The organism is Streptomyces collinus, from assembly GCF_031348265.1.
Classification (GTDB): Bacteria; Actinomycetota; Actinomycetes; order Streptomycetales; family Streptomycetaceae; genus Streptomyces; species Streptomyces collinus.
In genome coordinates this window covers 2,785,973-2,811,780 of the sequence record NZ_CP133771.1, presented here as the reverse complement: position 1 = coordinate 2,811,780, position 25,808 = coordinate 2,785,973, and the positions used below count along the sequence as shown (strand labels likewise).

Here is a 25,808-nt window from a genome sequence, read left to right as displayed (position 1 = left end):
CAGTCAGGGACGTCCTCCCGGGCCGCCCGGTTCATCCGCCCCCGCGTGACCAGCTTCACTCGATTTACGGAAACCGCAGGTCACGCCTCCTCACACACCCCTGTCCCGGATGGTGAACCGCTGGAAAACACCCGTGACGCCCAGGCAACGGGAAGGCAACGTGACGCCGCGACCATCGGTGCATGCCCCGTCAGCTGAGCCTCGTGCCGCCGCCCGCCCCGCGCCGCCCCGCCGCGCCCGCCCTCGTGGTCGTGGCGCACGGCAGCCGCGACCCCCGTGCGCTCAGCACCGTGAGCGCGCTCCTCGACCGGGTCCGGGCCCTGCGCCCCGACGTGCCGGTGCACCTGGGTCACATCGAACTCAACGCCCCCCTGCTCCCCGACACGCTCGCCGCCCTGGGCGACACGGAGGCGGTCCTCGTCCCCCTCCTCCTCAGTCGCGGCTACCACGTCAAGCAGGACATCCCCGAGATGGCCGCGGCCTCCCGGGCGCGCACCCACCTGGCGGCCCCCCTCGGCCCCCACCCCCTCCTCGTCGACGCCCTCCAGGCCCGCCTGACGGAGGCCGGCTGGGGCGGGACACCCCGCCGCACCAGCGCGGTGGTCCTCGCCGCGGCGGGCTCCCGCGACCCGGACGCGAAAACGGACACGGGCCGCACGGCCCACCTCCTCGCGGCCCGCCTCGGCGTTCCGGTCATCCCGGCCTACGCCTCCGCCGCGACCCCGACGGTCGAAACAGCCGTCCGCACCCTCCTGGCGAGGGGCCGCCGCCACATAGCCCTCGCGTCCTACTTCACGGCCCCCGGCCGCTTCGCCACAGAGTCCACCCAGAAGGCCCCCTGGATAGCGGCGGCGCCCCTGGGCACCCACCCCGCCATGGCCCAGCTCCTCCTCCACCGTTACGACGAGACACTGGCGAGGTCGGCAGCGGAACGGGAACTGGCCTCGGCATGATGCCCTGAGGGGCGCGGGGAACTGCGCGACAAGCCACAACGGGCCCGCACACGCCACACCACCGAACCCGGCACACGCAAAGGCGTACAGCACACCGGTGCCCGTACTGTCGATCCATGGACGGCACCGCACAGAACCCCCCGGCTTACGACCCGACGTCAGTCGACCGCTGGGCCCTGGAACCCGACAAACGCCCCGGCCGCACAGCCTTCCAACGCGACAGGGCAAGGGTTCTCCACTCCGCCGCCCTCAGAAGGCTCGCCGGCAAAACCCAAGTGGTGACGCCCGGCACCATGGGCCCCGCCTGGGACGCCAGCCCCCGCACCCGCCTCACCCACTCCCTCGAATGCGCCCAGGTCGGCCGCGAACTGGGCGCGGCCCTCGGCTGCGACCCCGACCTCGTCGAAGCCGCCTGCCTCTCCCACGACCTCGGCCACCCGCCCTTCGGCCACAACGGCGAACAGGCCCTCAACGAGTTCGCGGCGGACTGCGGCGGCTTCGAGGGCAACGCCCAGTCCCTCCGGCTCCTCACCCGCATCGAGCCCAAGCGGTTCACCCCGGACGGCTCCGTCGGCCTCAACCTCACCCGCGCCGCCCTCGACGCCGCCACCAAGTACCCCTGGCCCCGTGGCGCCCACCCCACCGACCCGGCCTCGAACAAGTTCGGCGTCTACGAGGACGACCGCCCGGTCTTCGACTGGCTCCGCAAGGACGCCCCCGGCACCCGCACCTGCTTCGAGGCGCAGGTCATGGACTGGTCCGACGACGTGGCCTACTCGGTGCACGACGTGGAGGACGGCCTGCACGCCGGTCACATCGACCAGAACTGCCTGCACGCCGATCCCGAACGCCGGGACGTCTTCGAGGTCGCCCGCGGCCGGTACGTGCCCGCCGACACCGACCCCGCCGAGCTCGCCGAGGCCCTGGACCGGCTCCTCGCCGAGGAATGGTGGCCGCACGGCTACGACGGCACCGCCGTAGCCCAGGCCCGCCTCAAGGACGCCACCAGCCAGCTCATCGGCCGCTTCTGCCTGGCCGCCGAGACCGCGACCCGCACCGCCTACGGCGCCGGGCGGCTCACCCGGTACGCCGCCGAGCTGGTCGTCCCGCGCGAGACCCGGATGGAGTGCGCCGTCCTCAAGGCCGTCGCCGACCTCTACGTCATGCAGCGCGCCGAGCAGGAGCGGCTGCGCGCCGACCAGCGGATCGTCGTCGCGGAACTCGCCGAGGCACTCACCGCCCGCGCCCCGGACGGCCTGGACCCGCAGTTCCGCGCCCTGTTCGACCAGGCGGCGGACGACCGAGCGCGCAAGCGGGTGATCGTCGACCAGATCGCCTCCCTGACCGACACCTCCGCCCGTTCGCTTCACGTCCGCTTGACGGGGCAGGCATGAGACTGACGCGATGGGAGGGACGCGAGCGCCCTCCCATGTGACCCTCCGTGGCCTGATCGGGTCACTCCCCCTTCCCGCATCACGCTCCGTGCGGGACGCTCGCAAGTGGCGACACCCTGACGAGGAGGCACCAAGTGGTCGACGCGGATCAGACATTCGTCATCGTCGGAGGCGGACTGGCCGGCGCGAAGGCGGCCGAGACGCTCCGCGCGGAGGGCTTCACCGGCCGCGTGATACTGATCAGCGACGAGCGCGACCACCCCTACGAGCGCCCGCCCCTGTCCAAGGGCTACCTCCTCGGCAAGGAGGAACGCGACAGCGTCTTCGTGCACGAACCCGCCTGGTACGCGGCTAACGACATCGAGCTGCACCTCGGCCAGACCGTCGACGCGATCGACCGTACGGCGAAGACGGTCCGCTTCGGCGAGGACGGCACGGTCGTCCGCTACGACAAGCTGCTCCTGGCGACCGGCGCCGAGCCCCGCCGCCTGGACATCCCGGGCACGGACCTGGCCGGCGTGCACCACCTGCGCCGCCTCGCCCACGCCGAGCGCCTCAAACACGTCCTGACCAACCTCGGCCGGGACAACGGCCATCTCGTCATCGCCGGAGCTGGCTGGATCGGCCTGGAGGTCGCGGCGGCGGCCCGCGAGTACGGCGCGGAGGTCACGGTCGTCGAGCACGGGCCGACCCCGCTGCACGGCGTGCTCGGCCCGGAGCTGGGCGGGCTCTTCGCCGAGCTGCACCGCGAGCACGGGGTGCGCTTCCACTTCGGCAGGCGCCTGACGGAGATCGTCGGCCAGGACGGCATGGTCCTCGCGGCCCGCACCGACGACGGCGAGGAGCACCCGGCGCACGACGTGCTGGCGGCGATCGGCGCCGCCCCGCGCACGCACCTGGCGGAGACGGCGGGCCTGGAGATCGCCGACCGGGCCCACGGCGGCGGCATCGTCGTCGACGAGCGGCTGCGCACCTCCGACCCGGACGTCTACGCGGCCGGCGATGTCGTCTCCTTCCCGCACCCCCTGTTCGGCACGCGGGTGCGCGTGGAGCACTGGGCCAACGCCCTCAACGGCGGACCGGCGGCCGCCCGCTCCATGCTGGGCCGCGAGGTGACGTACGACCGGGTGCCGTACTTCTTCTCCGACCAGTACGACCTGGGCATGGAGTACTCCGGCTGGGCGCCCGCGGGCTCTTACGACCAGGTGGTGATCCGCGGAGACGCCGGCAAGCGCGAGTTCATCGCGTTCTGGGTGAAGGACGGCCGGGTGCTGGCCGGGATGAACGTGAACGTGTGGGACGTCACGGACAAGATCCAGCGCCTGGTCCGCTCCAAGGCGAGGGTGAACACGGAGTCGCTGGCGGACCCGCACGTCCCCCTGGAAAGCCTCGCACCGTAGCTGTCACACCACCCCCGTAGACTTCACGCGTGGCAGGACGGATCAACGACGAGGACGTGAAGGCGGTACGGGACGCGGTCCCGATCGATGCCGTGGTGTCCGAGTACCTCCAGCTGCGCAACGCGGGCGGCGGGAACCTCAAGGGTCTCTGCCCCTTCCACGACGAGAAGTCGCCCTCCTTCCAGGTCAGCCCGAGCAAGGGGTTCTTCCACTGCTTCGGCTGCCAGGAGGGCGGCGACACCATCACGTTCGTGATGAAGATCGACCACCTCACCTTCTCGGAGGCGGTCGAGCGCCTGGCCGGCCAGGCGGGCATCACCCTGCGCTACGAGGAGGGCGGCTACAACCCCTCCCACCAGCGCGGCGAGCGGATCCGCCTGGTCGAGGCCCACAAGATCGCCGCCGACTGGTACGTGGAACAGCTCGCGACCAGCCCGGAGGCCGACACCGGCCGCCAGTTCCTCGCCGAGCGCGGTTTCGACCAGGCCGCCGCCCAGCACTTCTCCGTCGGCTACAGCCCCCAGGGCTGGGACCACCTCACGCGCTTCCTGCGCGGCAAGGGCTTCACCGACAAGGAGCTGGTCCTCTCCGGCCTCTCCCAGGAGGGCCGCCGCGGCCCCATCGACCGCTTCCGCGGCCGTCTGATGTGGCCCATCCGCGACATCGGCGGCGACGTCGTCGGCTTCGGCGCCCGCAAGCTCTACGAGGCGGACAACGGCCCGAAGTACCTGAACACGCCCGACACGGCGATCTACAAGAAGTCCCAGGTCCTCTACGGCATCGACCTGGCGAAGAAGGACATCGCCAAGGCGTCCCGCGCGGTCGTCGTCGAGGGCTACACGGACGTCATGGCCTGCCACCTGGCCGGTGTGACGACCGCCATCGCCACCTGCGGCACCGCCTTCGGCGGCGACCACATCAAGATCCTCCGCCGGCTGCTCATGGACAACGGCTCGGCCCGCGTCATCTTCACCTTCGACGGCGACGCCGCCGGCCAGAAGGCCGCCCTGCGCGCCTTCGAGGACGACCAGAAGTTCGCCGCCGAGACGTACATCGCCATCGCCCCCGACGGCATGGACCCCTGCGACCTGCGCCTCGCCAAGGGCGACGAGGCCGTCGCCGACCTCGTCGAACCCCGCACCCCGCTCTTCGAGTTCGCCCTGCGCCAGATCGTCAGCCGCTACGACCTCGACACCCCGGCGGGCCGCGCCTCCGCGCTGGACGAGGCCGCCCCGATCGTCGCCCGCATCAAGAACAGCGGTGCCCAGCACGAGGTCGCCGTCCAGCTCGCCGGGATGCTCGGCATCCTCGACACCCAGTTCGTGGTCAAGCGCGTGGCCCAGCTGGCCCGCTGGGCCCGCGACCGCGGCGGCAAGGGCCCGGCCCCGGAGCGGCACCACCAGGGGCAGCAGTACGCCGGCCCGCCCCAGCCCGCCGCCCCCCGCGGCCCGGCCCTCAACCTCCGCAACCCGGTCTTCGCCACCGAACGGGAACTGCTCAAACTGGCCCTCCAGCGCCCCGAGCTGGTCTCCCCGGCCTTCGACGCGTACGGCGTGGACGAGTTCACCGCCCCGCCCTACGCCGCCGTCCGCCAGGCCATCCTCGACGCGGGCGGCGCCGAACCGGGCGTCGCCGACCCCCAGGACTACCTGGTCAGGGTCCGCGAGGCCGCCCCCGACGACGCCGTCCGCGCGATGGTCACGGAGCTGGCCGTCGAGGCGATCATGCTGCACAAGGGCGTGAAGGGCGCCGACGAGGTGTACGCGGGCGCCCAGTTGGTGACGGTCCGCCGCCGGGCCGTCGAGCGCCGTATCCGCGACATCACCGGCCGGCTCACCCGCCTCGGCACCCACGGCGACCCGGCCGAGCTCGCCGCCGTGCAGAACGAGCTGTGGGTCCTCCAGCAGTACGACCAGACCCTGCGCGTACACGGCGCCGCCGCGCTCTGACACGGGTCAGGCCCCGGCCCCCTGGAAGGTCGGCGTCACCGCGCGCACCAGCCGCTCGGCGAACGTCCGCTCGTCGTACCGGAACCGCGGGTACTCGGTGACGAAGTGCTCCCACTCCACGTAGCCGACCGCCTCCGCCACGTCCTCCAGGAGGATCTTCTCGCGGTACGGGTACGGCCACTCGCCCGACAGCCGGAACACCTCGTGCAGCAGCTCGTAACGCAGCGGGTACCGCTCGGCCAGCAGGACGGCGTCGTACAGGTCCTTGCCCTGGGTGTGCACGTCGTTGATCACCCACAGCAGCTTCCACGCCAGCGACAGCTCCGGCGTCGCGGCCTGGACGAGCGCACCGCCCGGCAGCTCGACGAGTTCGGGTCCCTCGGGCAGCCGCTCGTTGAAGACGAAGTCCAGCTGGACGTGGCCGCCGGGCAGGCCGGGCGCGCCCCAGGGGAGCACCATGCGCCGGCCGGGCACGCGGTCGTAGGTCCAGATGTCCTCGACCACCGCGCCGCGTGCCGAGATCCCGACCCCCGGCCCCCGCGTCTCGGCCAGTTCCTGCGCCGCCTCCGCGATCCCGGTCAGCATCCGGTCCGTCCGGCCGTCGTCCATCCGCCAGGTGTGCGGAACGACGACGAAGTCCAGGTCACCGGGCTCGCGCGCGGCCTCCCCGAACCAGGCCGACATCAGCACGCTGCCCCGCAGCACCAGTGCGTCCACCCATGGCGAGCCGGCGATCGCGGCCAGTACCAGGTGCAGGGCCCGGCCGCGGGCCGCCCGCCACGCCTCGTCCCGCGCCGGGTCGGTGAAGCACGGGTCGGTGGCGCGATAGGCCTTCTGGAGGTGCTTGAGGGCCGGGTCGAAGACCGGCCGCTGCACCACGTCGTCCCCCGGCACCGGACGCAGCGTCTTCGGCAGGTGTTCCACCCGGCGGGTGGCGTCGTCCAGCGGCTCCCGGGGGATCTCGGAACTCAGCCAGCCGAACCTCTCCCATGCCGTCCCGGTCATGCCCCTACCCCCACCGGCTCCTCCAGCCATCCCTCGTCCACCGATACATCACTGTCGTGGAGCACGAACTCCCGCTCCACAGAGAGAACTTCACAGCCCCGCAGCTCGGCCAGCAGCCGCTCCAGTGCCCGGCCCGCGCCGTCGGCGTCCACCGCGTGGCAGCGCTGGGTCACGAACCGCTCGTGGTGCCGACCGTGCACCCGCCGGGCGTTCCAGGACAGATGGGCGCCGTGCGGCAGGACGCGCGCCGCGAGAGCCGCCAGGTCCGTGTCCGCGGTGAGCCGCAGCTTCACGTGGTGCTCGAAGTAGCGCCCGTCGTCGCAGGGCCGGCGCGGCACCTCCGGCGCCCAGGGCGACGACTCGATCTTCACGCGCACCGGATCGAAGCCGTCCGCCCGCAAGCGTGCGGCCACGTCCCGCACGCGCGCCGATTCGCCGGCGTACGACGGCGAACCGGACAGGGTGAGCATCGGCTGGTCGCGCATCCGGCCCCTGGCCAGCACGATGTGCGTGAGCTTGAACCCGCCCGCCGCCGCCCACCGGCCCAGCCGGGCGGACTCGTCGGGGCCGGAGCAGCGGACCGTCACATGTGACTCGTACAGGGAAGCGGACATCGGACGATCGTCGCAGACCGGTGGCATATGAGGCATCCGGGTTTCCCACGAGGGGCGACCGCGCGGTCACGGACGGGAAGCAAAAAGTCATCGCACGCCCCTCGTGGCGACGATGTGTCTTACCCCACACTGGGTTGCGGTGCCTGAGTCCTCGGAGCGCGGCCGATCCGTCACCGACGGGTCCCAGACCCCCGCGGTTCCGCTCATCGCGTACGGGACGGAAAGCGGCGAGGCCGACTCCGCCCCCGAAGTACCGCTGCCGTACCCCCTGGCAGCGATCATCCTGGAGGTCGCCCCCGTGCAGACCCAGACCCTCACCCAGACCGGCGCCGGTGCCGCCCCTGGCGCCGACGGGACCGATCCGGACGTGGAGGCCGACGCCCTGTCCGCGGTCCCGGCGCAGAGCCGCGCCGTGCACCACCCCGAGGCGGAACCGGAGCCGGAGGAGCCGCCCGCCGGTGCCGTGGAGCCGGCCGAGGAGCCCGAAGCCGTCGAACCGCCGCGCCTGCGCACCGAGACCGGCAGCCCCTCCTCGGACCTGTTCCGCCAGTACCTGCGGGAGATCGGCCGCATCCCCCTGCTGACGGCCGCGGAGGAGGTCGAACTCGCCCGCCGTGTCGAGGCCGGCCTGTTCGCCGAGGAGAAGCTGCGGCTCACCCCCGACCTGGACAGCCAGCTCGCCCTGGACCTGGACCGGCTCGTCGTCATGGGCCGCATGGCCAAACGCCGCCTGATCGAGGCGAACCTGCGCCTGGTCGTCTCGGTCGCCAAGCGCTACGTCGGCCGCGGCCTGACCATGCTCGACCTCGTCCAGGAGGGCAACCTCGGCCTCATCAGGGCCGTCGAGAAGTTCGACTACGCCCGCGGCTACAAGTTCTCCACGTACGCCACGTGGTGGATCCGCCAGGCCATGTCCCGTGCCCTGGCCGACCAGGCCCGCACGATACGGGTCCCGGTCCATGTCGTGGAGCTCATCAACCGGGTCGTCCGCGTCCAGCGGCGCATGCTCCAGGAGCGGGGCTACGAGCCGACCCCGGAGGAGGTCGCGGCCCACCTGGACCTCGCGCCGGAGCGGGTCAGCGAGGTCCTGCGCCTCGCCCAGGAGCCGGTGTCGCTGCACGCGCCCGTCGGCGAGGAGGACGACGTCGCCCTCGGCGACCTCATCGAGGACGGCGACGCGGCCTCTCCGGTGGAGTCGGCGGCGTTCCTGCTGCTCAGGGAGCATCTGGAGGCGGTCCTGTCGACGCTGGGGGAGCGGGAGCGGGAGCGGAAGGTGGTGCAACTCCGCTACGGGCTGGCGGACGGCCGCCCCCGCACGCTGGAGGAGATCGGCCGCATCTTCGGCGTGACGCGGGAACGGATACGGCAGATCGAGTCCAAGACCCTCAACAAGCTGCGGGACCACGCTTTCGCGGACCAGCTCAGGGGCTACCTGGACTGACGCCGTCCGCGGGCCGGTGGGGGCGGATCGCGCAGTTCCCCGCGCCCCTGAAGGGGCGTCAGCTTCACGTCCCCAAGGGGCGCGGGGCTGTGCCCGTGTGCGGCTCCGCCGCGTGGGCGCGAGCATCCCCCACCGGGCCCGCAGCCGCCCCACGGCCCCACTCGGCACCCCCGGGCGCGACTCAGTCCACCTCGGCCACGGCCTGCGCGAACTGCGCCTTGTACAGCCGCGCATACGCACCGCCCGCCGCGAGCAGCTCCTCGTGCGTGCCCTGCTCGACGATCGACCCGTTCTCCATGACGAGGATCGCGTCCGCGTCCCGGATCGTCGACAACCGGTGGGCGATGACGAACGACGTACGCCCGTGGGCGAGTTTCGCCATGGCCTTCTGAATGAGCACCTCGGTACGCGTGTCGACCGAGCTGGTCGCCTCGTCCAGCACCAGGATCACCGGGTCGGACAGGAACGCCCGGGCGATGGTGATCAGCTGCTTCTCACCCGCGCTGACCCCCGTCCCCTCGTCGTCGATCACGGTGTCGTACCCGTCCGGCAGCGTCCGGACGAACCGGTCCGCGTGCGCCGCCCGGGCCGCCTCCTCGATCTCCCCGCGGGTGACTTCCCGGGACGCGCCGTACGCGATGTTCTCCGCGATCGTGCCGCCGAACAGCCAGGTGTCCTGGAGCACCATGCCGATCCCGGCGCGCAGTTCGTCCCGGGACATCCGCGCGATGTCGACCCCGTCGAGGGTGATGCGCCCGCCGGTAACGTCGTAGAACCGCATCAGCAGGTTCACCAGGGTCGTCTTGCCGGCGCCGGTCGGGCCGACGATGGCGACCGTGTGCCCCGGCTCGACCTTCAGCGACAGGTCCTCGATGAGCGGCTTGTCGGGGTCGTAGCGGAACGACACGTGCTCCAGCGCCACCTGCCCGCGCAGCTCCTCCGGCCGCACGCCCGGCACCGGGTCGGCACCCTGCTCCTCCGCGTCGAGCAGCTCGAAGACCCGCTCCGCGGAGGCGACACCCGACTGCACCAGGTTCGCCATGGAGGCGACCTGCGTCAGCGGCATGGAGAACTGCCGCGAGTACTGGATGAAGGCCTGCACGTCGCCGATCGACAGCGAGCCCGAGGCGACCCGGAGCCCGCCCACCACCGCGACCAGCACGTAGTTGAGGTTCGACACGAACATCATCAGCGGCTGCATGACCCCGCTGTTGAACTGCGCCTTGAACCCCGCCTCGTACAGCGCGTCGTTCTGCTCGGCGAACTGCCGCGCCGACTCCTCCTGCCGCCCGAACACCTTCACCAGGGCGTGCCCGGTGTACATCTCCTCGATGTGCGCGTTCAACTGCCCCGTGGAGCGCCACTGCTGCACGAAGTGCGGCTGCGACCGCTTGCCCACCCGTGTGGCCACGACGAACGACAGCGGCACGGTCACCAGCGCGACCAGCGCCAGGATCCACGAGACGTAGAACATCATCGCGAGCACGCCGATGATGGTCAGCACCGAGTTGATGAGCTGCCCCATCGACTGCTGGAGCGTCTGCCCGATGTTGTCGATGTCGTTCGTCGCCCGGGACAGCACCTCACCGCGCTGGCGCTTGTCGAAGTACGACAGCGGCAGCCGCGACAGCTTCGTCTGGACGTCCTCGCGCATCCGGAACATGGTCCGGTTCACGGCCCGGTTCACCAGCCGCGTCGCCACCGCCATCAGCAGCCCGGCCACCGTGAACACTCCCAGCGCGAGCAGCAGCACATGCCCGACGGCCGTGAAGTCGATGCCCGCGCCGGGGGTGAAGTCGGTGCTGCGCAGCATGTCGGCGACGTCCCCGTCCCCGCGCTGCCGCATCGAGTCGAGGACCTGCTCCTTGCTCGCCCCCTCCGGCATGCCCCGTCCGACGATGCCCGCGAAGACCAGGTCGGTCGCCTTGCCGAGGATCTTCGGCCCGACGACGTTGAGGCCGACGCTGAGCACCACGCACAGCAGCAGCACGTAGATGGTCGCGCGCTCCGGGCGGAACCGCGCGACGAGCCGTTTGCCGGATCCCTTGAAGTCCAGCGAGCGCTGGTCGGGGCCGCCCCCGGCCATCATCCGCCCCATGGGCCCCGCCATCAGGCAGCCTCCGCTTCCGTGAGCTGGGAGAGCACGATCTCCCGGTAGGTCTCGTTGTCCGCCATCAGCTCGTGGTGCCGCCCGGTGCCGACGACCCGGCCCTCGTCGAGGACGACGATCCGGTCGGCGTCCCGGATGGTCGCCACCCGCTGGGCGACGATCACCACCGTCGCCTCGGCGGTCTCCCGCGAGAGCGCGGCCCGCAGGGCGGCGTCCGTGGCGTAGTCGAGCGCGGAGAAGGAGTCGTCGAAGAGGTAGATCTCGGGCCGTTGCACCAGCGTCCGGGCGATCGCCAGCCGCTGCCGCTGCCCGCCGGAGACGTTCGTCCCGCCCTGCGCGATCGGCGCGTCGAGCCCGCTCTCCAGGCCGTCGACGAAGTCCTTGGCCTGCGCCACCTCCAGCGCGTGCCACAGCTCCTCGTCGGTGGCGTCCGGATTGCCGTAGCGCAGGTTGGTCGCCACGGTCCCCGCGAACAGGTACGGCTTCTGCGGCACCAGCCCGACGGTCCTCGCGAGCAGCTTGGGCTCGATCTCCGCGACCTCGACCCCGTCGACGAGTACCTGCCCCTCGGTCGCGTCGAACAGCCGCGGCACCAGCCCGAGCAGCGTGGACTTGCCGCTGCCGGTCGAGCCGATGACGGCCGTCGTCTCACCGGGACGGGCCACGAGATCCACCGCCCGCAGCACCGGCTCCTCGGCACCCGGATAGCGGAAGCCCGCCCCGCGGATCTCCAGATGCCCGTGCCGGCGCAGCTCCCGCACCGGCGCCGACGGCGGCACGACGCTGGAGGAGGTGTCCAGCACCTCCTGGACGCGCTCGGCACACACCTCCGCGCGCGGCACCATCATGAACATGAAGGTGGCCATCATCACGGACATGACGATCTGCATCAGATAGGCCAGGAACGCGGTCAGGTCGCCGATCTGCATCCCGCCGCTGTCGATCCGGTGCGCACCGAACCACACCACGGCGATCGACGACAGGTTCACCACCGTCATGACGATCGGGAACATCAGCGCGAGCAGGTTGCCGGTGCCCAGCGCGAAGTCGGTGAGGTCGGTGTTGGCCTTCCGGAAGCGCTGCTGCTCGTACTCGTCCCGGACGAAGGCCCGGATCACACGGTTGCCGGTGATCTGCTCGCGCAGCACCCGGTTCACCGAGTCCAGCCGCTCCTGCATCGCACGGAACAGCGGCCGCAGCCGCCGCACGATCAGCGTCACGCAGATGCCCAGCACCGGCACGACCGCCACCAGCACCCCGGACAACGGCACGTCGAGCCCGAGCGCCAGCACGATGCCGCCCACGCACATGATCGGCGCCGACACCAGCAGCGTGAACGTCATCAGCGCCAGCATCTGCACCTGCTGGACGTCGTTCGTCGTCCGGGTGATCAGCGACGGCGCCCCGAAGTGGCCGACCTCACGCGCGGAGAACGACTGCACCCGGTCGAACACGGCACCGCGCACGTCCCGCCCCAGCGCCGCCGCCGTACGGGCGCCGTAGTACACGGCACCGATGTTGCACACGACCTGGACCAGCGAGATGCCGATCATCAGACCGCCGTAGCCCAGGATGTAGCCGGTGTCGCCGTTCACGACACCCTGGTCGATGATGTCGGCGTTGAGCGTGGGCAGGTAGAGCGTGGCGCAGGTCTGCAGGAACTGCAGCAGTACCAGCAGGGCGATGGGTCTCTGATAGGGCCTGAGATAGGTCCGCAGAAGTCGTATGAGCACGCTGCTTCTCTCGGAGTGGGCGACGGGGCGAGTGGTTGCCCCTGGCCCCTATCGTCGAACACTCCACCCGCGTTACCTCAACCGAATTAACCCAACGGGCGGTCAAAAGGTCAGAGGGCTCCGGGATGCGTCTGCTCCCGCACCGCCACGAACTGCTGCCGCACCGCCTGCCCCACGGCCAGTTCGTCCCCAGGCTCCAGCACCTGCGCCACCGCACCCTGCCAGACCGGCGGGTTCCGCACGTCGAGCGTGCCCTGCGACGCCCCCAGCGCCCAGGCCGCCTGACGGGCGGCGCCGATCGCCGCGTAGTCCGCCGGCTGCGGCACCACGACCTGCGTCCCGAACAGCGCGGGTGCCGCCGCCTGGACCGCGGGCAGCTCGGCGGCCGGCCCGAGCAGGAACACCCGGCGCACCTCCACACCCCGGCCGCGCAGCACGTCCAGCGCGTCCGCGAGCCCGCACAGCATCCCCTCGAACGCCGCCCGCGCCAGGTGCTCCGCCTTCATCGACTCGCGCCGCAGCCCGGCCAGGGTCCCGGCGGTGTGCGGCAGGTTCGGCGTCCGCTCGCCCTCCAGATAGGGCAGCAGCACCAGCCCGTGCGAGCCGGGCGTCGACTTCATCGCCAGGTCGGACAGGCTCTCCAGATCGGGCAGCCCGAGCAGCTCGGCGGCCCCGCGCAGGGTCCGTACGGCGTTCAGCGTGGTGACGACGGGCAGGTGCATGCCGGTCGCGTCCGCGAGCGCGGTGATCATGCCCGACCCGTCGACCAGGGCCTCGGGATGCACGGCCATCACGGACCCGGACGCGCCCAGCGACACCACCGCGTCACCGAGGCCGATGCCGAGACCGAAGGCCGCCGCCATGGTCTCGCCGGTGCCCACGGAGATCAGCAGCCCCTCCGGCGTCCTACCGGCCGCCTCCGCCGGGCCGATCACCTCCGGCAGCATCGCCTGGTGCCCGAGCGCCAGCTCCACGAGGTCGGTCCGGTAGCCGCCGGTCGCCGCCGACCAGTAGCCGGTGCCGGACGCCCCGCCCCGGTCGGTGGTCCTCCTGACCGGCCGGCCCAGCAGCTGCCACACCAGCCAGTCGTGTGCCTGGAGGAGGATCGCGGTGCGCTGCGCGTTCTCCGGCTCGGTCCGGGCCATCCAGCGCAGCTTCGTGACGGGCTGCGCGGCCTGCGGCACACAGCCCACGGCCTGCGCCCACGCCTCACGCCCGCCGAGCGCGTCGACCAGGTCGGCCGCGGCGACCTGCGTCCGCTTGTCACCGCCGACCATCGCCGGCCGCACGGTGTTGCCCTGCGCGTCCAGTGGCACGACGGCGTTCTGCTGCGTCGAGACGCCGATCGCCTGCACACCTTCGAGCAGCCCACCGCCCGCGGCCTCGCCCAGGGAGAGCAGCCAGGCCTGCGGATCGACGTCCGACGGCCGGCCACCGCCCGCGGGGCTCTCCACCGGATGCGGTGCATATCCCTGCCTGAGCACGGCTCCGGTGTCCGTGTCACAGACGACGATACGAGTGAAATCGGGTGAACTGTCCAACCCGGCGACTATCCCCATGGCCAAAATTCTGCCGCACCGCTGCGCCGGCTGGAGCCGTGGGCGCCGTGGGGGTGTGTCGCCGGGTTCAGCGTGCGGGTGCGTCGGGGCTGGTCGCGCCCACGCGGCGGAGCCGCACATCGATACAGCCCCGCGCCCCCGTTCAGGGGGTCCGGGGCTGCTCGGCATCAGGAGATCAGGTATTGGTCGTGCCCCAGTCGTCCTCGCCGCCGTTGTGGGTGGCTCGGTCGCGGAGGTGACGGACCCGGTCCGCCACCGAGTCGGGGACTCGGTCGCCGACCTTGTCGCTCACCACGTGGTACGCCTTGCCCGCGAACTCACGGCCCTGATGGGCCGCCGTCTCGGCGGTGTTGCGGACCGCGGGGTTCTGAGCGAACTGCCGGGCTGACTTCTTCAGCTGCTCGTAGCGCTCGCGCCCGGCCCTCGTGCCCAGCACGTAACCCAGGACGACTCCGGCGACGAACGTGAGCCGGTAACGCATGGCGGCCACCCTTTCCTTGCGTAGGTCTCCGGTGCGGCGTCGGTGCCGGGGAGTACCGATTGGCGAAGCACCCCCCTGCTTGCGCTAATGTATGTGTCGCAGCGAACGCGCGCCCCCTGGCGGATACCCAGGTAGGTGCGTTCGATGCAAAACGAGACCTTCCTCGGTAGCTCAATTGGCAGAGCAGCCGGCTGTTAACCGGCAGGTTACTGGTTCGAGTCCAGTCCGGGGAGCTCGGTCCTCCGTAGCTCAATTGGCAGAGCAGCCGGCTGTTAACCGGCAGGTTACTGGTTCGAGTCCAGTCGGGGGAGCAGGTTGAACGAGGACCCCTCTCAGGGGTCCTTTTTCATGTCCGATCCGCTGTCCGGGAACCGCGCGGCACCCGGCGCAGTCCTCAAGGTCATGTAGGCCGCGCGAAGCCGCCCAGCCGAAGCAGGAGATCGTATGAGCGGCTATGCTGCGGCAGACGGCGCGCACACATGTACGCGACACGCCGCTATGGGGCGGTAGCTCAGCCGGTTAGAGCAGCGGACTCATAATCCGTCGGCCGTGGGTTCGAGTCCCACCCGCCCCACCACTCGCTACGCGAGGAGAATCGATCTGACCGGCAACTATGCTGGTGGGGCGGCGATTTGAGGGACGCTGGTAGCGCGTCTCGACGGGTGCTTTCGTGATCGGCAGTGCAGATTCCGGACGCTGATTCCGGTCAAATCGGTCATAGGCCTCAAGGGGTGATTCGTGTCGGGATGCGGCAGGCCCCGCTGATCCGCCCTGCTTCGGTAAGCAGTCCGAATGGGAGCGCCTCGACATCCTGCGCACCTCCCTTGAGTGGCCTGCTGTGACTGGTGGCCGTATTCAATGTTGGCGATGTATCTTGGATGCATACATTGTGGATGTTGGAGGTGTCCGGTGTCCGTCACGCAGATTGATCTCGACGACGAGGCGCTGGCCGAGGCCATGCGGCTCATGGGTGCCACGACAAAGAAGGAGACCGTCAACGCGGCCCTTCGGGATTACGTGGCGCGGATCAAGAGACTTGAGGCAGCGGAGAAGCTCGCCGCGCGAGGTTCGCGTGGCGAGTTCGAGCAGGCCGCGGCGGCGCATGACGCTGAGAAGCGTGCGCGACGCGAGGCCTTCGGGTGATCACGTATCTGCTGGACACCTCGGCTCTGTGGCACCTGTTCCGTACTCCAGGTGCGCTGCGCCCCTGGGAAGGGCACATCGCCGCCGGGGTGTTCCACCTCTGCGAGCCGACACGTGCCGAATTTCTCTACTCGGCGACCAGCCCGTCTCACCGAGATGAGCTGGCAGAGGAGCTGGACGCGCTCTGCCTGCTCTCTCCGGTTCCCAAGAACGCCTGGCGGTGGGTCGACACCGCCCAGTACAAACTGACCCAGAGGGGCCAGCATCGGGCGGCGGGAGCGATCGACCTGTTGGTGTGTGCGACAGCTGTACACCATGGGCACACCGTCCTCCACGTGGACAATGACTTCGCGACGGTGGCCGGAGTCCTCAAGGAAGTTCAGCAGCGGGACGTACGAGCCTGATCTCCGGAGGCAGGATCACGTCTGTCGGCCTCTGGCCTCTCGTAGTGGCCGACGATCGGCGTGGGGGCCTTCGGCAGCGTGAAACACGGGCGAAACGGGCGTTTCCTAGACTCCGGCGCGTGCACCTTACAGTCCTTGACGCTCCTACCGAGTGGAGCCGCTTCACCGAGGGGTCCATCGAACGCCGGATGCTGCTGGCGCTCGGTGACCGGCTCGGCGTCAGTCTGCGGCCGAAGCCGCTCATGCTGCCCGACAACAGTCGTGTCGAGGTCGAGGGGATCGACGCGGCGGGTCGTGTGCTCGTTCAGCTCGTCAGCAATCAGGGGGGCTACAAGCCCGCGTACCGCAACAAGGTCATGGCGGACATGTTCAAGCTGCTCTGGCTGCGGGACTCGGTGCCGACCGCCGAGCGTGCGGTGCTGCTCGTCACCGAGGTGATCGTGCAGGCTCTGGGTGGGTGGGTGGCGCGTGCAGCGGCGGATCTCGGCATCGAGGTCTACGTCTTCGACGGGAGCACGGTCGTAACACCGGGCGGTCGAACGTAAAGTCCGCGAAACATTGTGCGGTCGGGCGCCGTAACACAGGGCTCCTAGTGTCCGGAGCACCTAAGCGGATTTCCGCGTCGCAGTCTCGCACTCGCTACGCACGCTCTCCGACTTCCAGGATCGAGCCTTCGCGCTCGCGACATGGATGGGAGCGTGAAGGTGACTGGTACGCCAGCACTTGAGTTGCGGTCGGTGCACCGGGTCTACGGATTCGGACCGTCCGCGACGAATGCCCTCGACGACGTTGATCTGACGGTGCCGTCCGGCCGCTTCGTCAGCCTCATCGGGCCCAGCGGCTGCGGCAAGTCGACACTGCTGCGCCTCGCGGCCGGCCTTGAGCGGCCCGACCGGGGTGAGGTCCGGGTGCACGGCGTCCCGCCCGCGCAGGCGTGCGCCGCCAAGATGATCGGGCTCGTGCCGCAGAGCCCCGCCCTGCTGCCGTGGCTGTCCGTGCTCCGGAACGTCACTCTGCCGCAGAAGATCAACAAGGGGTCGGCCAGGCGCCGCGAGCGCATCGCCGGCCTTGCGGAGCACGAATTCGTGCAGTCCGTGCAGTCCACGCCATCCGTCCCCGACATGCGGGAGCTCCTCGTCAAGGCCGGTCTCGGCGAGGCCATGCACAAGCTCCCCGCGGAGATTTCCGGTGGCATGCGGCAGCGTGCGGCGATCGTCCGCGCCTTCGGACTGCGGCCCGACGTACTCGTCATGGACGAGCCGTTCTCGGCACTCGACGAGTTCACCCGCGAGAGCCTGCAGGACCAACTCCTGGATCTGTGGGACGAGTTGAAGACGACGGTGCTGTTCGTCACGCACTCCGTGTCCGAGGCCGTCCGGCTCTCCGACACCGTGGTCGTCATGGCCCCGCGCCCCGGCCGCATCGTGGACGTCATCGATGTCGACCTGCCACGGCCACGCGGTGACCGCCTCTTCGGGGAGCGCCGCTTCCACGAGTACGAGGACCTGATCCGAGACCGACTGCGCCGTGCCTGGCGCGGCGAAGCCGCGTGAGTGGGGGCCTGGAGATGACCGTGACCGACGAACGCGCTCCCCTGGCCACCGAGAGCGAGCGGCCCGTCGAACCGTCGCGCTTCAGCCTCAGGCATCCGAAGTCCCGGATCGCGTGGATCCGCCCCTCCGTGTGGGCGCCCCTCCTCGTGATGCTGGCGTTCCTCGCCGTCCTGTGGCAGTGGGCAGCCCAGGAACTGCCCTACCTGCTGCCGCCGCTGCCGAAGATCGGCAGCTCGCTCACCACCCAGTTCGGCTACTACGTCGACAACGCCCTGGTGACCGTGGGCGAGGCGACAGGTGGCCTCGCAATCGGGTTCGTCGCCGCGTTCGTCCTCGCGGTGCTGACGAGTGAACTGCCGCTCCTGCGCCGGGCGGTCATGCCGATGGCGGTCGTCCTCAACGTCACCCCGCTCGTGGCGATCGCACCTGCCCTGGTCGTGGCCTTCGGCTTCGGTCCGCTGCCCAAGCTCATCATCGCCGGCCTGATCTGCTTCTTCCCGATTCTCATCAACACCGCGGCCGGCCTGGGATCCGTGCCGCTGCAGGTGCTGCAGGTGTACCGGACGATGGATGCCGGCCGCTTCGAGCTGCTGTGGCACGTACGCATCCCCAACGCCCTGCCGTTCCTGTTCGCGGCGCTGCGCATCGTCTTCCCGCTGTCGATCGTCGGCGCCGTGGTGGCCGAGATGTCGGCGTCGGGATCCACCCGTGGCCTCGGCACCGCGATCAGCACGGCCTCGTCCATGAACCAGCTGCCGGTCGTATACGCCTCGATCCTCGTCCTGGCCGTCATGGGCGTGCTGCTGCTGCTCGCCGTGACGCTGGTCGAACGCCGCGTGCTGCACTGGCACGACAGCGAGCACAACTGACGTTTCCCGCTTCCCCGTTCCCCCTTCCTCGTTCAGCCCGTGGCCCGCGATGGCGGGGCGCTCGGAGACCCATGCCCTCCTCCGCACCCTCCCCGGCGGCCACCGCCAGTCTGGAGTCACCCATGCCACACCCCGGCCTCATCAGAACCACGCTCGCCGCCGTCGCCTTGACCACCGTCCTCACGGGATGCGGCGCGGACTCCGCCGCTGACACCTCGGCGGGCTCGGCAGGGTCCGCGATCTCCGCGAAGCGTTGCGCCGAGAACAAGGACGCCGGCACGATCACCTACCTGTCGGGCTACCAGTACCAGTCGTCCGTGTCGATCCTCGAGTACGTCGCCGCCGCCAAGCTCGGCTACTTCAAAGACCTCTGCCTGAACGTCGTCCTCAAGCCCGGCACCGGCGACACCGCGCAGAACACCAAGCTGCTCGCCAGCGGTCAGGCGACCGTGGGTCCGGTCGCCGAGCAGGACGTCATCCAGGCCCGGGCCAACGGGATCGACCTCACGGGCGTCTCCTCGTACTCGAACGCCGGCCTCGAGGTCCTGATGACCAACAAGGACATCACCAAGCTGACCCAGCTCGACGGCAAGGTCGTCGGCCACAAGGGCTACGTCCCCGCCACCGTCAGGGCGATGCTGGTCAAGGCCGGGGTCAAGTGGGACTCGCTCAAGCTGGTCAAGCAGGGCTACGACCCTTCCGTACTGCCGCGCAGGCAGAACGGTCTCGCGGCCCTCACCGGATTCGTCTCCAACGAGCCCAACCAGCTCAAGGCGGCCGGCCACCCCGTCACGGTGTGGAAGCCGGTCGACTACGGCGTCCCGAGCTCGCTCGGCGCGATGGCGGTGAATACGGCGTTCGCCAAGGCGCACCCGCACGCCGTCGAGGACATCCTGCGCGCCGCGCTGCACGCCTACGACTACTGCGACGCCGGCGAGGCGCACATCGCCGAGTGCGTCGGGTACGCGGCGGAGCTGTCCGGACCGACGTACGACAAGAAGCTGAACACGACCATCTGGAAGACCGAGACGAGTTACGTCAAGGACCATCCGACGCCCGGGCAGCCGCTGGGCGGCATCGACCCCAAGAACGTGGCGGGGATCGTCGACATGCTGCACCAGTTCGAGGTCGTGCCCGGCAGCGTGACCGTCGAGCGGGCCGAGGGCTGGTTCGACACCTCCTACGTCAAGGACATCTACGCAGGCGCAGGCGTAGGCGGCAAGCTCGTCTGGCCCGCCCCGTAGCCGCATCGCGGATCAGGCATCTCACGAAAGGCGCACACATGCCCGCGAAAGAGTACGGAATCTTCCTCCCCATCGGGAACGGCGGATGGATGCTGTCCACGACCGCTCCCCACCCCGAGGCGGACTACGCGTGGAACAAGCGCGCCGCCCTGCACGCGGAGGCCATCGGCCTCGACTTCATCATGTCGATGGCGAAGTGGCGCGGCTTCGGCGGCAGCACCGACCACTGGGGCCGCTCGCTGGAGTCGATGACGATGATGTCGGCGCTCGCCGAGGCGACCAGCCGGGTCAAGATCTGGGCGACCATGCACGCGAACGTCCATAACCCCGCCATCGCGGCGAAGATGTTCACCACCCTCCAGGACATCTCCGGCGGCCGCGCCGGCATGAACATCGTCAACGGTGCCTACGCGGGAGAGTTCGAGCAGTTCGGCATGTGGGACCCGCGGCTCAGTCACGAGGACCGCTATCAGATGACGGAGCTGTGGACCGAGGCCGTCACCCGGCTGTGGAGCGAGGACTCCGTCACCCTGCGCACGCCGTACTTCGACCTCGTCGACTGCGAGTCCCGCCCGCATCCGGCCACCCGTCCGACCCTCATCAACGCGGGCCGGTCCGAGGAGGCCCGCCGCTTCCAGGCCAAGTACGCCGACGGCGCCTTCCTCGCCGCCGACAGCCTCGACGAGATGCGGAAGCTCTCGGCGGACGTCCACGAGCGGGCGAAGGCCAACGGCCGTGTCTGCAAGACCTATTCGATGCTCACCGTCGTCCAGGACGAGACCGACGAACTGGCCGTCAGGAAGGTGAAGGAGTGGGGCGCGGGCCTCGACCGTGAGGCGCTCACCCAGATGCGCCGCACTTGGGGCATGCCCGAGGACCAGGCCCGTGCGTGGGCCGACGGGGCCACCGGTGAGGCGGCGTTCCAGACCGCGTACGTCGCCGGATCGGCGCGGACGGTCACCGACCACATCGAGTACATCGTGCGCGAGGCCGACCTGGACGGACTCATGCTGATCTTCCCGGAGTACGACAAGGACATGCTGCTGTTCGGCGAGACCGTGCTGCCGGCCCTGCGCGCCCGTGACGAGGTGGCGGCCTGATGTCCGACCTGCGTGACAGACAAGACCTGCGTGAACGGCAACTCGCCCACCTCACCCGGCCCGGCAGCAGGCCCGCGCTGGTCGTGGTCGACGTACAGCGCGACTTCGCCGATCCGGACCGCCTCACGGAATACGGCCTGACGGCTGCCGCTCTGTCGGCGCTCGACCAGGCCGTCACCCGCATCCGCGACCTCGTCGACGCCGCCCGTGCGGCCGAAGTGCCCGTCGTCTGGGTCGAGTTGGGCAGCGACCCCGCGCGGCCCTGGCGGTCGAGCAACTGGCTGCGCGGGGGCGACTACGACGCACCCATGGGCCCGGACGAGCCGTGCGTACTCGGTACGTCGGGCGCCGAGTGGTACCGGATGCGGCCTGCCGAAGGTGAACCGCGCGTGGTCAAGCGGGCGTACAGCGGATTCCTCGGCACCGATCTCCGGGAACGGCTGCGCGCGGCCGGCTGCGACTGGCTCACCGTCGTGGGCCTGACGAGCGAGTGCTGCGTCTACGCGACCGCCCAGGATGCCGTACAACTGGACTGGCCCGTCGTCGTCCCCCGGGATGCAACGGCCGCCTACGACCTCGACGTCCATGCCGCGGCGCTCGTGCAGCTGGGCCTCAACGTGGCCGTGCTCGGCGATACCGACGAGGTCGTCGACCTGTGGAAGAAGGCAGCACAGTGAACGGCATGCACATCGCCTTCGACCTCTCCTTCACCCACACCGAGGGCGCCTGGGCCCGGCAGGGCTCCTGGATCGGGCGGGACTTCCCCGACGTACGCATGTACATGGAGCTGGCGCGGACGGCCGAGCGCGCCGGCGTCGGGATGCTGTTCTTCGGCGACGGCAGCGGCATACCGAGCACCTGGCGGGGCAGCATCGAGCCGGCAGTGGAGTGGGGCATCCAGTGGCCGCGCCACGACATGTCACCGGTCATCGCGGCGATGTCCACCGTGACGGAAAGGGTCGGCTTTGGGCTGACGTACTCCTCGACGTTCATGCACCCCTTTTACGTGGCCCGGTTGCTGAACTCGCTCGACCATGTGACGGGCGGGCGCATCGCCTTCAACGTGGTCGCCTCGACGCGCGGCGCGGACGCGGCGAACTACGGCTTCGGCGAGCTGATGGACCACGACCTGCGCTACGAGCGGATGGAGGAGTTCGTCGCCGTCTGCCGCGCTCTGTGGGACTCGGTGGCACCCGACGCCATCGTGCGCGACCGGGACACGGGCCGGTTCGCCGACCCGGCGAAGGTGCATCCGATCGACCACGAGGGGCGCTTCTTCACCGTCAAGGGGCCGCTCGCGTCGGTTCCCAGTCCGCAGCACCACCCGCTCGTCGTCCAGGCGGGCAACTCGCCCCGCGGCATCGCCGCCTCGGCACGGTTCGCCGATCTCGTCTTCGGCTTCGGCGGCAACCTCAACGCCCAGCAGCGCCACCGCACGCTGCTCGACGAGGCACTCCTCGCCGAGGGGCGCGACCCGGCCCGGGTGGGCATCCTCTGGGCCACGCAGGTCATCGTGGGCCGTACGACGGCCGAGGCACGGGCCCGCCGCGACGCGGTGCACGAGTTCTGGAACGAGGAAGCCGTCGCCACCTACCTGTCGCACAACGCCGGGTACGACTTCTCGACGCTGCCGCGGTCCTTCCGGCTGGCCGAGGTGCGCGACTCGCTCGTCGCGGTGAATGCCAGCCCGGCGGGTCTCATCGGCTCGCTCATCGCGGAGTTCGGCGAGGACCACACGATGAGCCGCGACGAGTTCTTCGCCCACGGCCGCGGCAGCGCGACGGGTCTCGATCACAGCGTCGTCGGCGACGCCGCCACCGTCGCCGACGCGTTGGAGGAGAACTTCGCCGCGACCGGATCGCGCGGCGGCTACATGATCTCCTGCCCGCTGGCCATGCCTTCCGGCTTCCACGACATCAGCGAGCTGCTGCTGCCCGAGCTGCGCCGCCGTGGCGCCCTCGCGCCCGCCCACACCGGCGCCACGCTCCGCGAGAACCTGGCGGTGTGAGATGACCGCGGCAAGCGGGCGACGCGACTGGCTCGCCCTCGGCAGCCTGTGCGCCGGGTTCTTCATGCTGCTGCTGGACAGCACCGTCACCTCGGTCGCGCTGCCCGCGCTGATCACCGGCCTGCACACCACCGAGACCCTCGCGATCTGGGTCAACAGCGGCTATCTCATCGCCTACGCGGTGCCCCTGCTCGCCGCGGGACGACTGGGCGACCGCTACGGCCACCGGCGCGTCCACCTGATCGGACTCTCAGCCTTCACGCTCGGGTCGCTGCTGTGCGCGCTGGCTCCCACCATCGAGGCACTCATCGGCTGGCGGGTGGTCCAGGGCGTCGGTGCCGCGCTGATGACACCGCAGTGCCTCACCCTCATCAAGGCGCTGTTCCAGCCCCCCCGCCTCGCCGTCGCGCTCGGCGTCTGGGGCGCGGTCGGGGGCGCCGCGGTGGCCGCCGGGCCGCTGGTCGGCGGCCTGCTCGTCGCCGTCGGCGGCTGGCCCGCCGTGTTCTGGGTCAACGTCCCGGTCGGCGTGGCCGCGATGGTCGCCGTGTCCGCGTTCGTACCCGCCCTGCCCCGTCAGGAGGTGGGCATCCCGGTGTGGGCGATCTGCGCGAACGCCGCCGGCGTCGGTGCCCTCGTCCTCGGCATCCAGGGCTCGGATGCCATGAGCGCCGACGCGTGGGGCGTACCGCGCTGGCTGCTCGCCGCCGCCGGCGCGCTGGTCGTCGTGGCCGTGGTCTGGCTGCAGCGCCGTGACGGGCTGCGCGCGCTCGTGCCGGTCGCGTTGCTGCGCAGCCGCGGGTTCGTCACCGCGGCCTGGGGCGGCGCGGCCGCGGCCTTCTGTGCGGGCTCGGCCATGATCCCGCTGATGCTCTACCTCCAGCAGGAGCGCGGTCTCGCCCCGGGGGCGGCGACACTCACGCTCGTACCGATGGGTGTCGTGTGCCTGCTCGGCGCCCCGATATCGGCCCGGCTCAACAACACGATCGGGCCCCGTGCCGTCGCCGTCCTCGGCTCGTCCGCGCTCGTCCTGTCCATCGCGGCCTCGGCGGCACTCGTCGCGACGGACGCGCCGATCCCCGCCCTGACCATCGCCTTCGCGGTGTACGGCGTGGGCAACTCGTTCGTCTGGTCACCTCTGTCGATCGCGGCGGTGACCACGGTCGCCGCGGACGAGGTCGGGGCCGCGTCGGGAGTCTTCAACGCCATGAAGCAACTCGGCGCGGTGCTGGGCAGCGCCGCCGGCGCCGTTCTCCTCGCCGGCTTCGGCTACGCCGCCACCCTCGGCGGACTCGCCGCCGGCGGACTGCTCTGCCTCCTCGCCTCCGTGTCCCTCCGGGTCGACCGTCCCGGGACCGGCTCTCCTGCGGAGTCCGCCGCCGCTCCCCATCTACCCACAGGAGTCGCCTGATGAAGGCCGTCGCCGTCATAGGAAACCCCAAGACCGGCTCACGCACCCGCGATGCCGCCGAACGCCTCGCCGCGGCCCTCGGGCTGGACTGCGAGCTCCTCGAAGTCGCCGAACTCGGCGCCGGCCTGCTCGCCTGGGGCGACCCGGACGTCACCGCGGCCGTCGAGCGGGTGCGGTCCGCCGGCGTCGTGATCGCGGCGTCTCCCACCTACAAGGGCACCTACACCGGCCTGCTCAAGCTCTTCCTCGACCGGTTCCCCACGGCGACCGGCCTCGCCGGCCAGGTGGCGCTGCCCCTCATGCTCGGCGCGGGACCCGCTCACGCCCTCGCCCCCGAACTCACCCTCAAACCCGTACTGGTCGAACTCGGCGCGACCTGCCCCGCGCAGGGTCTCTACCAGCTCGACTCCACCTACACCACGGATGACTCACTCGCCCGCTGGGCCGGGCAGTGGAGCCGGACCGTGCTCGACGCCGCGAAGACGAGGACCGCACGATGACGACCATGGAAGGCCTGGACGGAATGGCAGCTCTGGAAGGTATGGAAACCCTCACCTCCGATCTCGGCGAGCTGAAGCGGGCGTTCGCGGCGTTCCCCTCAGGAGTCGCCGCCCTGTCGGCGCGCGTCGACGGCGACGACCCGACCGTCATGATCGTCTCGTCGTTCACCGTCGGGGTCTCCGCCGAACCGCCCTTGGTCTCCTTCGCCGTGCAGCACAGTTCGACGACCTGGCCGGTGCTGTCCCGCGCGCGGGCGATCGGAGTGTCCGTCCTGGGCGAGGAGCACAGCGACAGGGCCCGGCAACTCGCGTCCCCAAGGAAGGAAGACCGGTTCGCCGGCGTCGACACGGCGGAAGCGGCATCCGGCGCGATCTTCCTTCAGGGCGCGCCGGTATGGCTGGAGTGCGCGATAGAGCACCACTACCCGGCCGGCGACCACGACATCATCGTTCTGCGGGTGCTGGCCATGATGGCCGACGACGACCGCAATCCCCTCGTCTGGCACCAACGGACGTTCAAGATGCTGGCCGACTGAGGCGATGCCGGTGCCACGACGTCCGCGCGGCCGACGCGTGGCGGGGAGCATCTCACCACCCCGCCGGTCTTGGCGGCGGCGGGGTGCGGCTGCCGGTCCGCAGTCGGCGTGCCGGTCGGCCCTGCACCTACCGACGCTGTCCATCCTGGGAGTCTTCGGGGAACCCACGGCCGACGGATCATGAGTCCTTCGGAGGATCTCGGCGACCCTTGTCGATCAACACTCATCCTTGACGTTTCCGCAGGTCAGCGGGGATGAGTACGGTCGAGCTCCTCAGCTCTTGTCAGTCTGTTCTCCTCCTTGTGTCCCGAACGCGTCCCGAACGCGCGAGTCCCACCCGCCCCACTCTGCACGCCTGTGACCTGCGGAAACGTCTCAGCGGGCGTGCGGATTCAGGACTTTCG

Annotated in this window: 23 protein-coding genes and 3 tRNA genes; 20 read left to right on the top strand and 6 right to left on the bottom strand. The window is 70.5% G+C overall.

The window, feature by feature from the left end; translation table 11 throughout:
• Positions 1 to 182: 182 nt before the first annotated feature.
• From RFN52_RS12675 to dnaG, 4 genes are all read left to right on the top strand, one after another.
• Complete coding sequence (locus RFN52_RS12675; protein WP_184846059.1) at positions 183 to 953, top strand: sirohydrochlorin chelatase; 771 nt, start codon at positions 183 to 185, stop codon at positions 951 to 953.
• Positions 954 to 1,069: 116 nt separating this feature from the next.
• On the top strand, positions 1,070 to 2,347 hold the full coding sequence (locus RFN52_RS12670) for a deoxyguanosinetriphosphate triphosphohydrolase (RefSeq protein ID WP_184846057.1): 1,278 nt from the start codon (positions 1,070 to 1,072) through the stop codon (positions 2,345 to 2,347).
• A 134-nt stretch (positions 2,348 to 2,481) separates the two neighbouring features.
• Positions 2,482 to 3,747 (top strand): NAD(P)/FAD-dependent oxidoreductase, encoded by a 1,266-nt coding sequence (locus RFN52_RS12665; RefSeq protein ID WP_184846055.1) that lies wholly within the window; start codon positions 2,482 to 2,484, stop codon positions 3,745 to 3,747.
• Positions 3,748 to 3,776: 29 nt separating this feature from the next.
• Positions 3,777 to 5,696: a DNA primase gene (dnaG, locus tag RFN52_RS12660; protein WP_184846053.1), complete on the top strand. Its 1,920-nt coding sequence runs from the start codon at positions 3,777 to 3,779 to the stop codon at positions 5,694 to 5,696.
• Between the two features lie 6 nt (positions 5,697 to 5,702).
• Here the strand turns inward: dnaG and RFN52_RS12655 are convergent, their stop codons facing one another.
• Positions 5,703 to 6,701 (bottom strand): nucleotidyl transferase AbiEii/AbiGii toxin family protein, encoded by a 999-nt coding sequence (locus RFN52_RS12655; protein ID WP_184846051.1) that lies wholly within the window; start codon positions 6,699 to 6,701, stop codon positions 5,703 to 5,705.
• Complete coding sequence (locus RFN52_RS12650; protein WP_184846049.1) at positions 6,698 to 7,315, bottom strand: hypothetical protein; 618 nt, start codon at positions 7,313 to 7,315, stop codon at positions 6,698 to 6,700. The genes RFN52_RS12655 and RFN52_RS12650 overlap by 4 nt, the downstream gene beginning before the upstream one ends.
• Positions 7,316 to 7,454: 139 nt before the next feature.
• Between RFN52_RS12650 and RFN52_RS12645 the strand changes: the two genes are divergently transcribed.
• Positions 7,455 to 8,756 carry an RNA polymerase sigma factor gene (locus RFN52_RS12645; RefSeq protein WP_311240943.1) on the top strand — a complete coding sequence of 434 codons (1,302 nt, stop codon included), beginning with the start codon at positions 7,455 to 7,457 and terminating at the stop codon, positions 8,754 to 8,756.
• Positions 8,757 to 8,937: 181 nt separating this feature from the next.
• Here the strand turns inward: RFN52_RS12645 and RFN52_RS12640 are convergent, their stop codons facing one another.
• The 4 genes from RFN52_RS12640 to RFN52_RS12625 form a co-directional block, all read right to left on the bottom strand.
• A complete protein-coding gene (locus tag RFN52_RS12640) occupies positions 8,938 to 10,866 on the bottom strand; it encodes an ABC transporter ATP-binding protein (RefSeq protein ID WP_184846045.1) in 1,929 nt (642 codons plus the stop codon).
• Entirely contained in the window at positions 10,866 to 12,599 is a 1,734-nt protein-coding gene (locus RFN52_RS12635; protein ID WP_184846043.1) for an ABC transporter ATP-binding protein, read from the bottom strand. The genes RFN52_RS12640 and RFN52_RS12635 overlap by 1 nt, the downstream gene beginning before the upstream one ends.
• 110 nt (positions 12,600 to 12,709) lie before the next feature.
• A complete protein-coding gene (locus RFN52_RS12630; protein WP_184846042.1) occupies positions 12,710 to 14,158 on the bottom strand; it encodes a xylulokinase in 1,449 nt (482 codons plus the stop codon).
• 175 nt (positions 14,159 to 14,333) lie between these two features.
• Positions 14,334 to 14,639, bottom strand: coding sequence for a YtxH domain-containing protein (locus RFN52_RS12625; protein ID WP_062926707.1), 306 nt, complete (start codon positions 14,637 to 14,639; stop codon positions 14,334 to 14,336).
• A gap of 160 nt (positions 14,640 to 14,799) precedes the next feature.
• Between RFN52_RS12625 and RFN52_RS12620 the strand changes: the two genes are divergently transcribed.
• The 15 genes from RFN52_RS12620 to RFN52_RS12550 all read left to right on the top strand — a co-directional run bounded on the left by RFN52_RS12620 (position 14,800) and on the right by RFN52_RS12550 (position 25,404).
• Positions 14,800 to 14,872: transfer RNA gene (locus tag RFN52_RS12620), tRNA-Asn, on the top strand.
• 5 nt (positions 14,873 to 14,877) lie between these two features.
• Positions 14,878 to 14,950 (top strand) — tRNA-Asn (locus tag RFN52_RS12615).
• A gap of 189 nt (positions 14,951 to 15,139) precedes the next feature.
• Positions 15,140 to 15,216, top strand: a tRNA-Ile gene (locus RFN52_RS12610).
• Positions 15,217 to 15,548: 332 nt separating this feature from the next.
• A complete protein-coding gene (locus RFN52_RS12605) occupies positions 15,549 to 15,782 on the top strand; it encodes a type II toxin-antitoxin system VapB family antitoxin (protein WP_184846040.1) in 234 nt (77 codons plus the stop codon).
• Positions 15,779 to 16,186, top strand: coding sequence for a PIN domain nuclease (locus RFN52_RS12600; protein WP_184846038.1), 408 nt, complete (start codon positions 15,779 to 15,781; stop codon positions 16,184 to 16,186). Before RFN52_RS12605 ends, RFN52_RS12600 begins: the two co-directional genes overlap by 4 nt.
• Positions 16,187 to 16,305: 119 nt before the next feature.
• Positions 16,306 to 16,731, top strand: coding sequence for a hypothetical protein (locus RFN52_RS12595; RefSeq protein ID WP_184846036.1), 426 nt, complete (start codon positions 16,306 to 16,308; stop codon positions 16,729 to 16,731).
• A gap of 159 nt (positions 16,732 to 16,890) precedes the next feature.
• Positions 16,891 to 17,739, top strand: coding sequence for an ABC transporter ATP-binding protein (locus tag RFN52_RS12590; protein ID WP_229856272.1), 849 nt, complete (start codon positions 16,891 to 16,893; stop codon positions 17,737 to 17,739).
• A 14-nt stretch (positions 17,740 to 17,753) separates the two neighbouring features.
• Positions 17,754 to 18,608, top strand: coding sequence for an ABC transporter permease (locus tag RFN52_RS12585; RefSeq protein ID WP_184846032.1), 855 nt, complete (start codon positions 17,754 to 17,756; stop codon positions 18,606 to 18,608).
• Positions 18,609 to 18,730: 122 nt separating this feature from the next.
• Positions 18,731 to 19,852, top strand: a complete 1,122-nt coding sequence (locus RFN52_RS12580) for an ABC transporter substrate-binding protein (RefSeq protein WP_184846031.1) — start codon at positions 18,731 to 18,733, stop codon at positions 19,850 to 19,852.
• 38 nt (positions 19,853 to 19,890) lie between these two features.
• Complete coding sequence (locus RFN52_RS12575; protein ID WP_184846030.1) at positions 19,891 to 20,952, top strand: LLM class flavin-dependent oxidoreductase; 1,062 nt, start codon at positions 19,891 to 19,893, stop codon at positions 20,950 to 20,952.
• A complete protein-coding gene (locus tag RFN52_RS12570) occupies positions 20,952 to 21,629 on the top strand; it encodes a cysteine hydrolase family protein (protein WP_184846029.1) in 678 nt (225 codons plus the stop codon). The genes RFN52_RS12575 and RFN52_RS12570 overlap by 1 nt, the downstream gene beginning before the upstream one ends.
• Positions 21,630 to 21,634: 5 nt before the next feature.
• Positions 21,635 to 22,960, top strand: a complete 1,326-nt coding sequence (locus RFN52_RS12565; protein ID WP_311240942.1) for an NtaA/DmoA family FMN-dependent monooxygenase — start codon at positions 21,635 to 21,637, stop codon at positions 22,958 to 22,960.
• A gap of 1 nt (position 22,961) precedes the next feature.
• On the top strand, positions 22,962 to 24,368 hold the full coding sequence (locus RFN52_RS12560; protein ID WP_184846027.1) for an MFS transporter: 1,407 nt from the start codon (positions 22,962 to 22,964) through the stop codon (positions 24,366 to 24,368).
• Entirely contained in the window at positions 24,368 to 24,868 is a 501-nt protein-coding gene (locus tag RFN52_RS12555; RefSeq protein WP_184846026.1) for an NAD(P)H-dependent oxidoreductase, read from the top strand. Before RFN52_RS12560 ends, RFN52_RS12555 begins: the two co-directional genes overlap by 1 nt.
• Entirely contained in the window at positions 24,865 to 25,404 is a 540-nt protein-coding gene (locus tag RFN52_RS12550) for a flavin reductase family protein (RefSeq protein ID WP_229856268.1), read from the top strand. The genes RFN52_RS12555 and RFN52_RS12550 overlap by 4 nt, the downstream gene beginning before the upstream one ends.
• Positions 25,405 to 25,808 lie beyond the last annotated feature (404 nt).

Excerpts from the sequence above, each read along its gene's own strand:
- RFN52_RS12675 (WP_184846059.1), top strand. The coding sequence starts at position 183 with ATGCCCCGTCAGCTGAGCCTCGTGCCGCCGCCCGCCCCGCGCCGCCCC.
- RFN52_RS12580 (WP_184846031.1), top strand. The coding sequence starts at position 18,731 with ATGCCACACCCCGGCCTCATCAGAACCACGCTCGCCGCCGTCGCCTTG.
- RFN52_RS12565 (WP_311240942.1), top strand. The coding sequence starts at position 21,635 with ATGCACATCGCCTTCGACCTCTCCTTCACCCACACCGAGGGCGCCTGG.
- RFN52_RS12625 (WP_062926707.1), bottom strand. The coding sequence starts at position 14,639 with ATGCGTTACCGGCTCACGTTCGTCGCCGGAGTCGTCCTGGGTTACGTG.
- RFN52_RS12555 (WP_184846026.1), top strand. The coding sequence starts at position 24,368 with ATGAAGGCCGTCGCCGTCATAGGAAACCCCAAGACCGGCTCACGCACC.
- RFN52_RS12630 (WP_184846042.1), bottom strand. The coding sequence starts at position 14,158 with ATGGGGATAGTCGCCGGGTTGGACAGTTCACCCGATTTCACTCGTATC.
- RFN52_RS12655 (WP_184846051.1), bottom strand. The coding sequence starts at position 6,701 with ATGACCGGGACGGCATGGGAGAGGTTCGGCTGGCTGAGTTCCGAGATC.
- RFN52_RS12585 (WP_184846032.1), top strand. The coding sequence starts at position 17,754 with ATGACCGTGACCGACGAACGCGCTCCCCTGGCCACCGAGAGCGAGCGG.
- RFN52_RS12640 (WP_184846045.1), bottom strand. The coding sequence starts at position 10,866 with ATGGCGGGGCCCATGGGGCGGATGATGGCCGGGGGCGGCCCCGACCAG.
- RFN52_RS12575 (WP_184846030.1), top strand. The coding sequence starts at position 19,891 with ATGCCCGCGAAAGAGTACGGAATCTTCCTCCCCATCGGGAACGGCGGA.
- RFN52_RS12670 (WP_184846057.1), top strand. The coding sequence starts at position 1,070 with ATGGACGGCACCGCACAGAACCCCCCGGCTTACGACCCGACGTCAGTC.
- RFN52_RS12650 (WP_184846049.1), bottom strand. The coding sequence starts at position 7,315 with ATGTCCGCTTCCCTGTACGAGTCACATGTGACGGTCCGCTGCTCCGGC.
- RFN52_RS12560 (WP_184846027.1), top strand. The coding sequence starts at position 22,962 with ATGACCGCGGCAAGCGGGCGACGCGACTGGCTCGCCCTCGGCAGCCTG.
- RFN52_RS12570 (WP_184846029.1), top strand. The coding sequence starts at position 20,952 with ATGTCCGACCTGCGTGACAGACAAGACCTGCGTGAACGGCAACTCGCC.
- RFN52_RS12550 (WP_229856268.1), top strand. The coding sequence starts at position 24,865 with ATGACGACCATGGAAGGCCTGGACGGAATGGCAGCTCTGGAAGGTATG.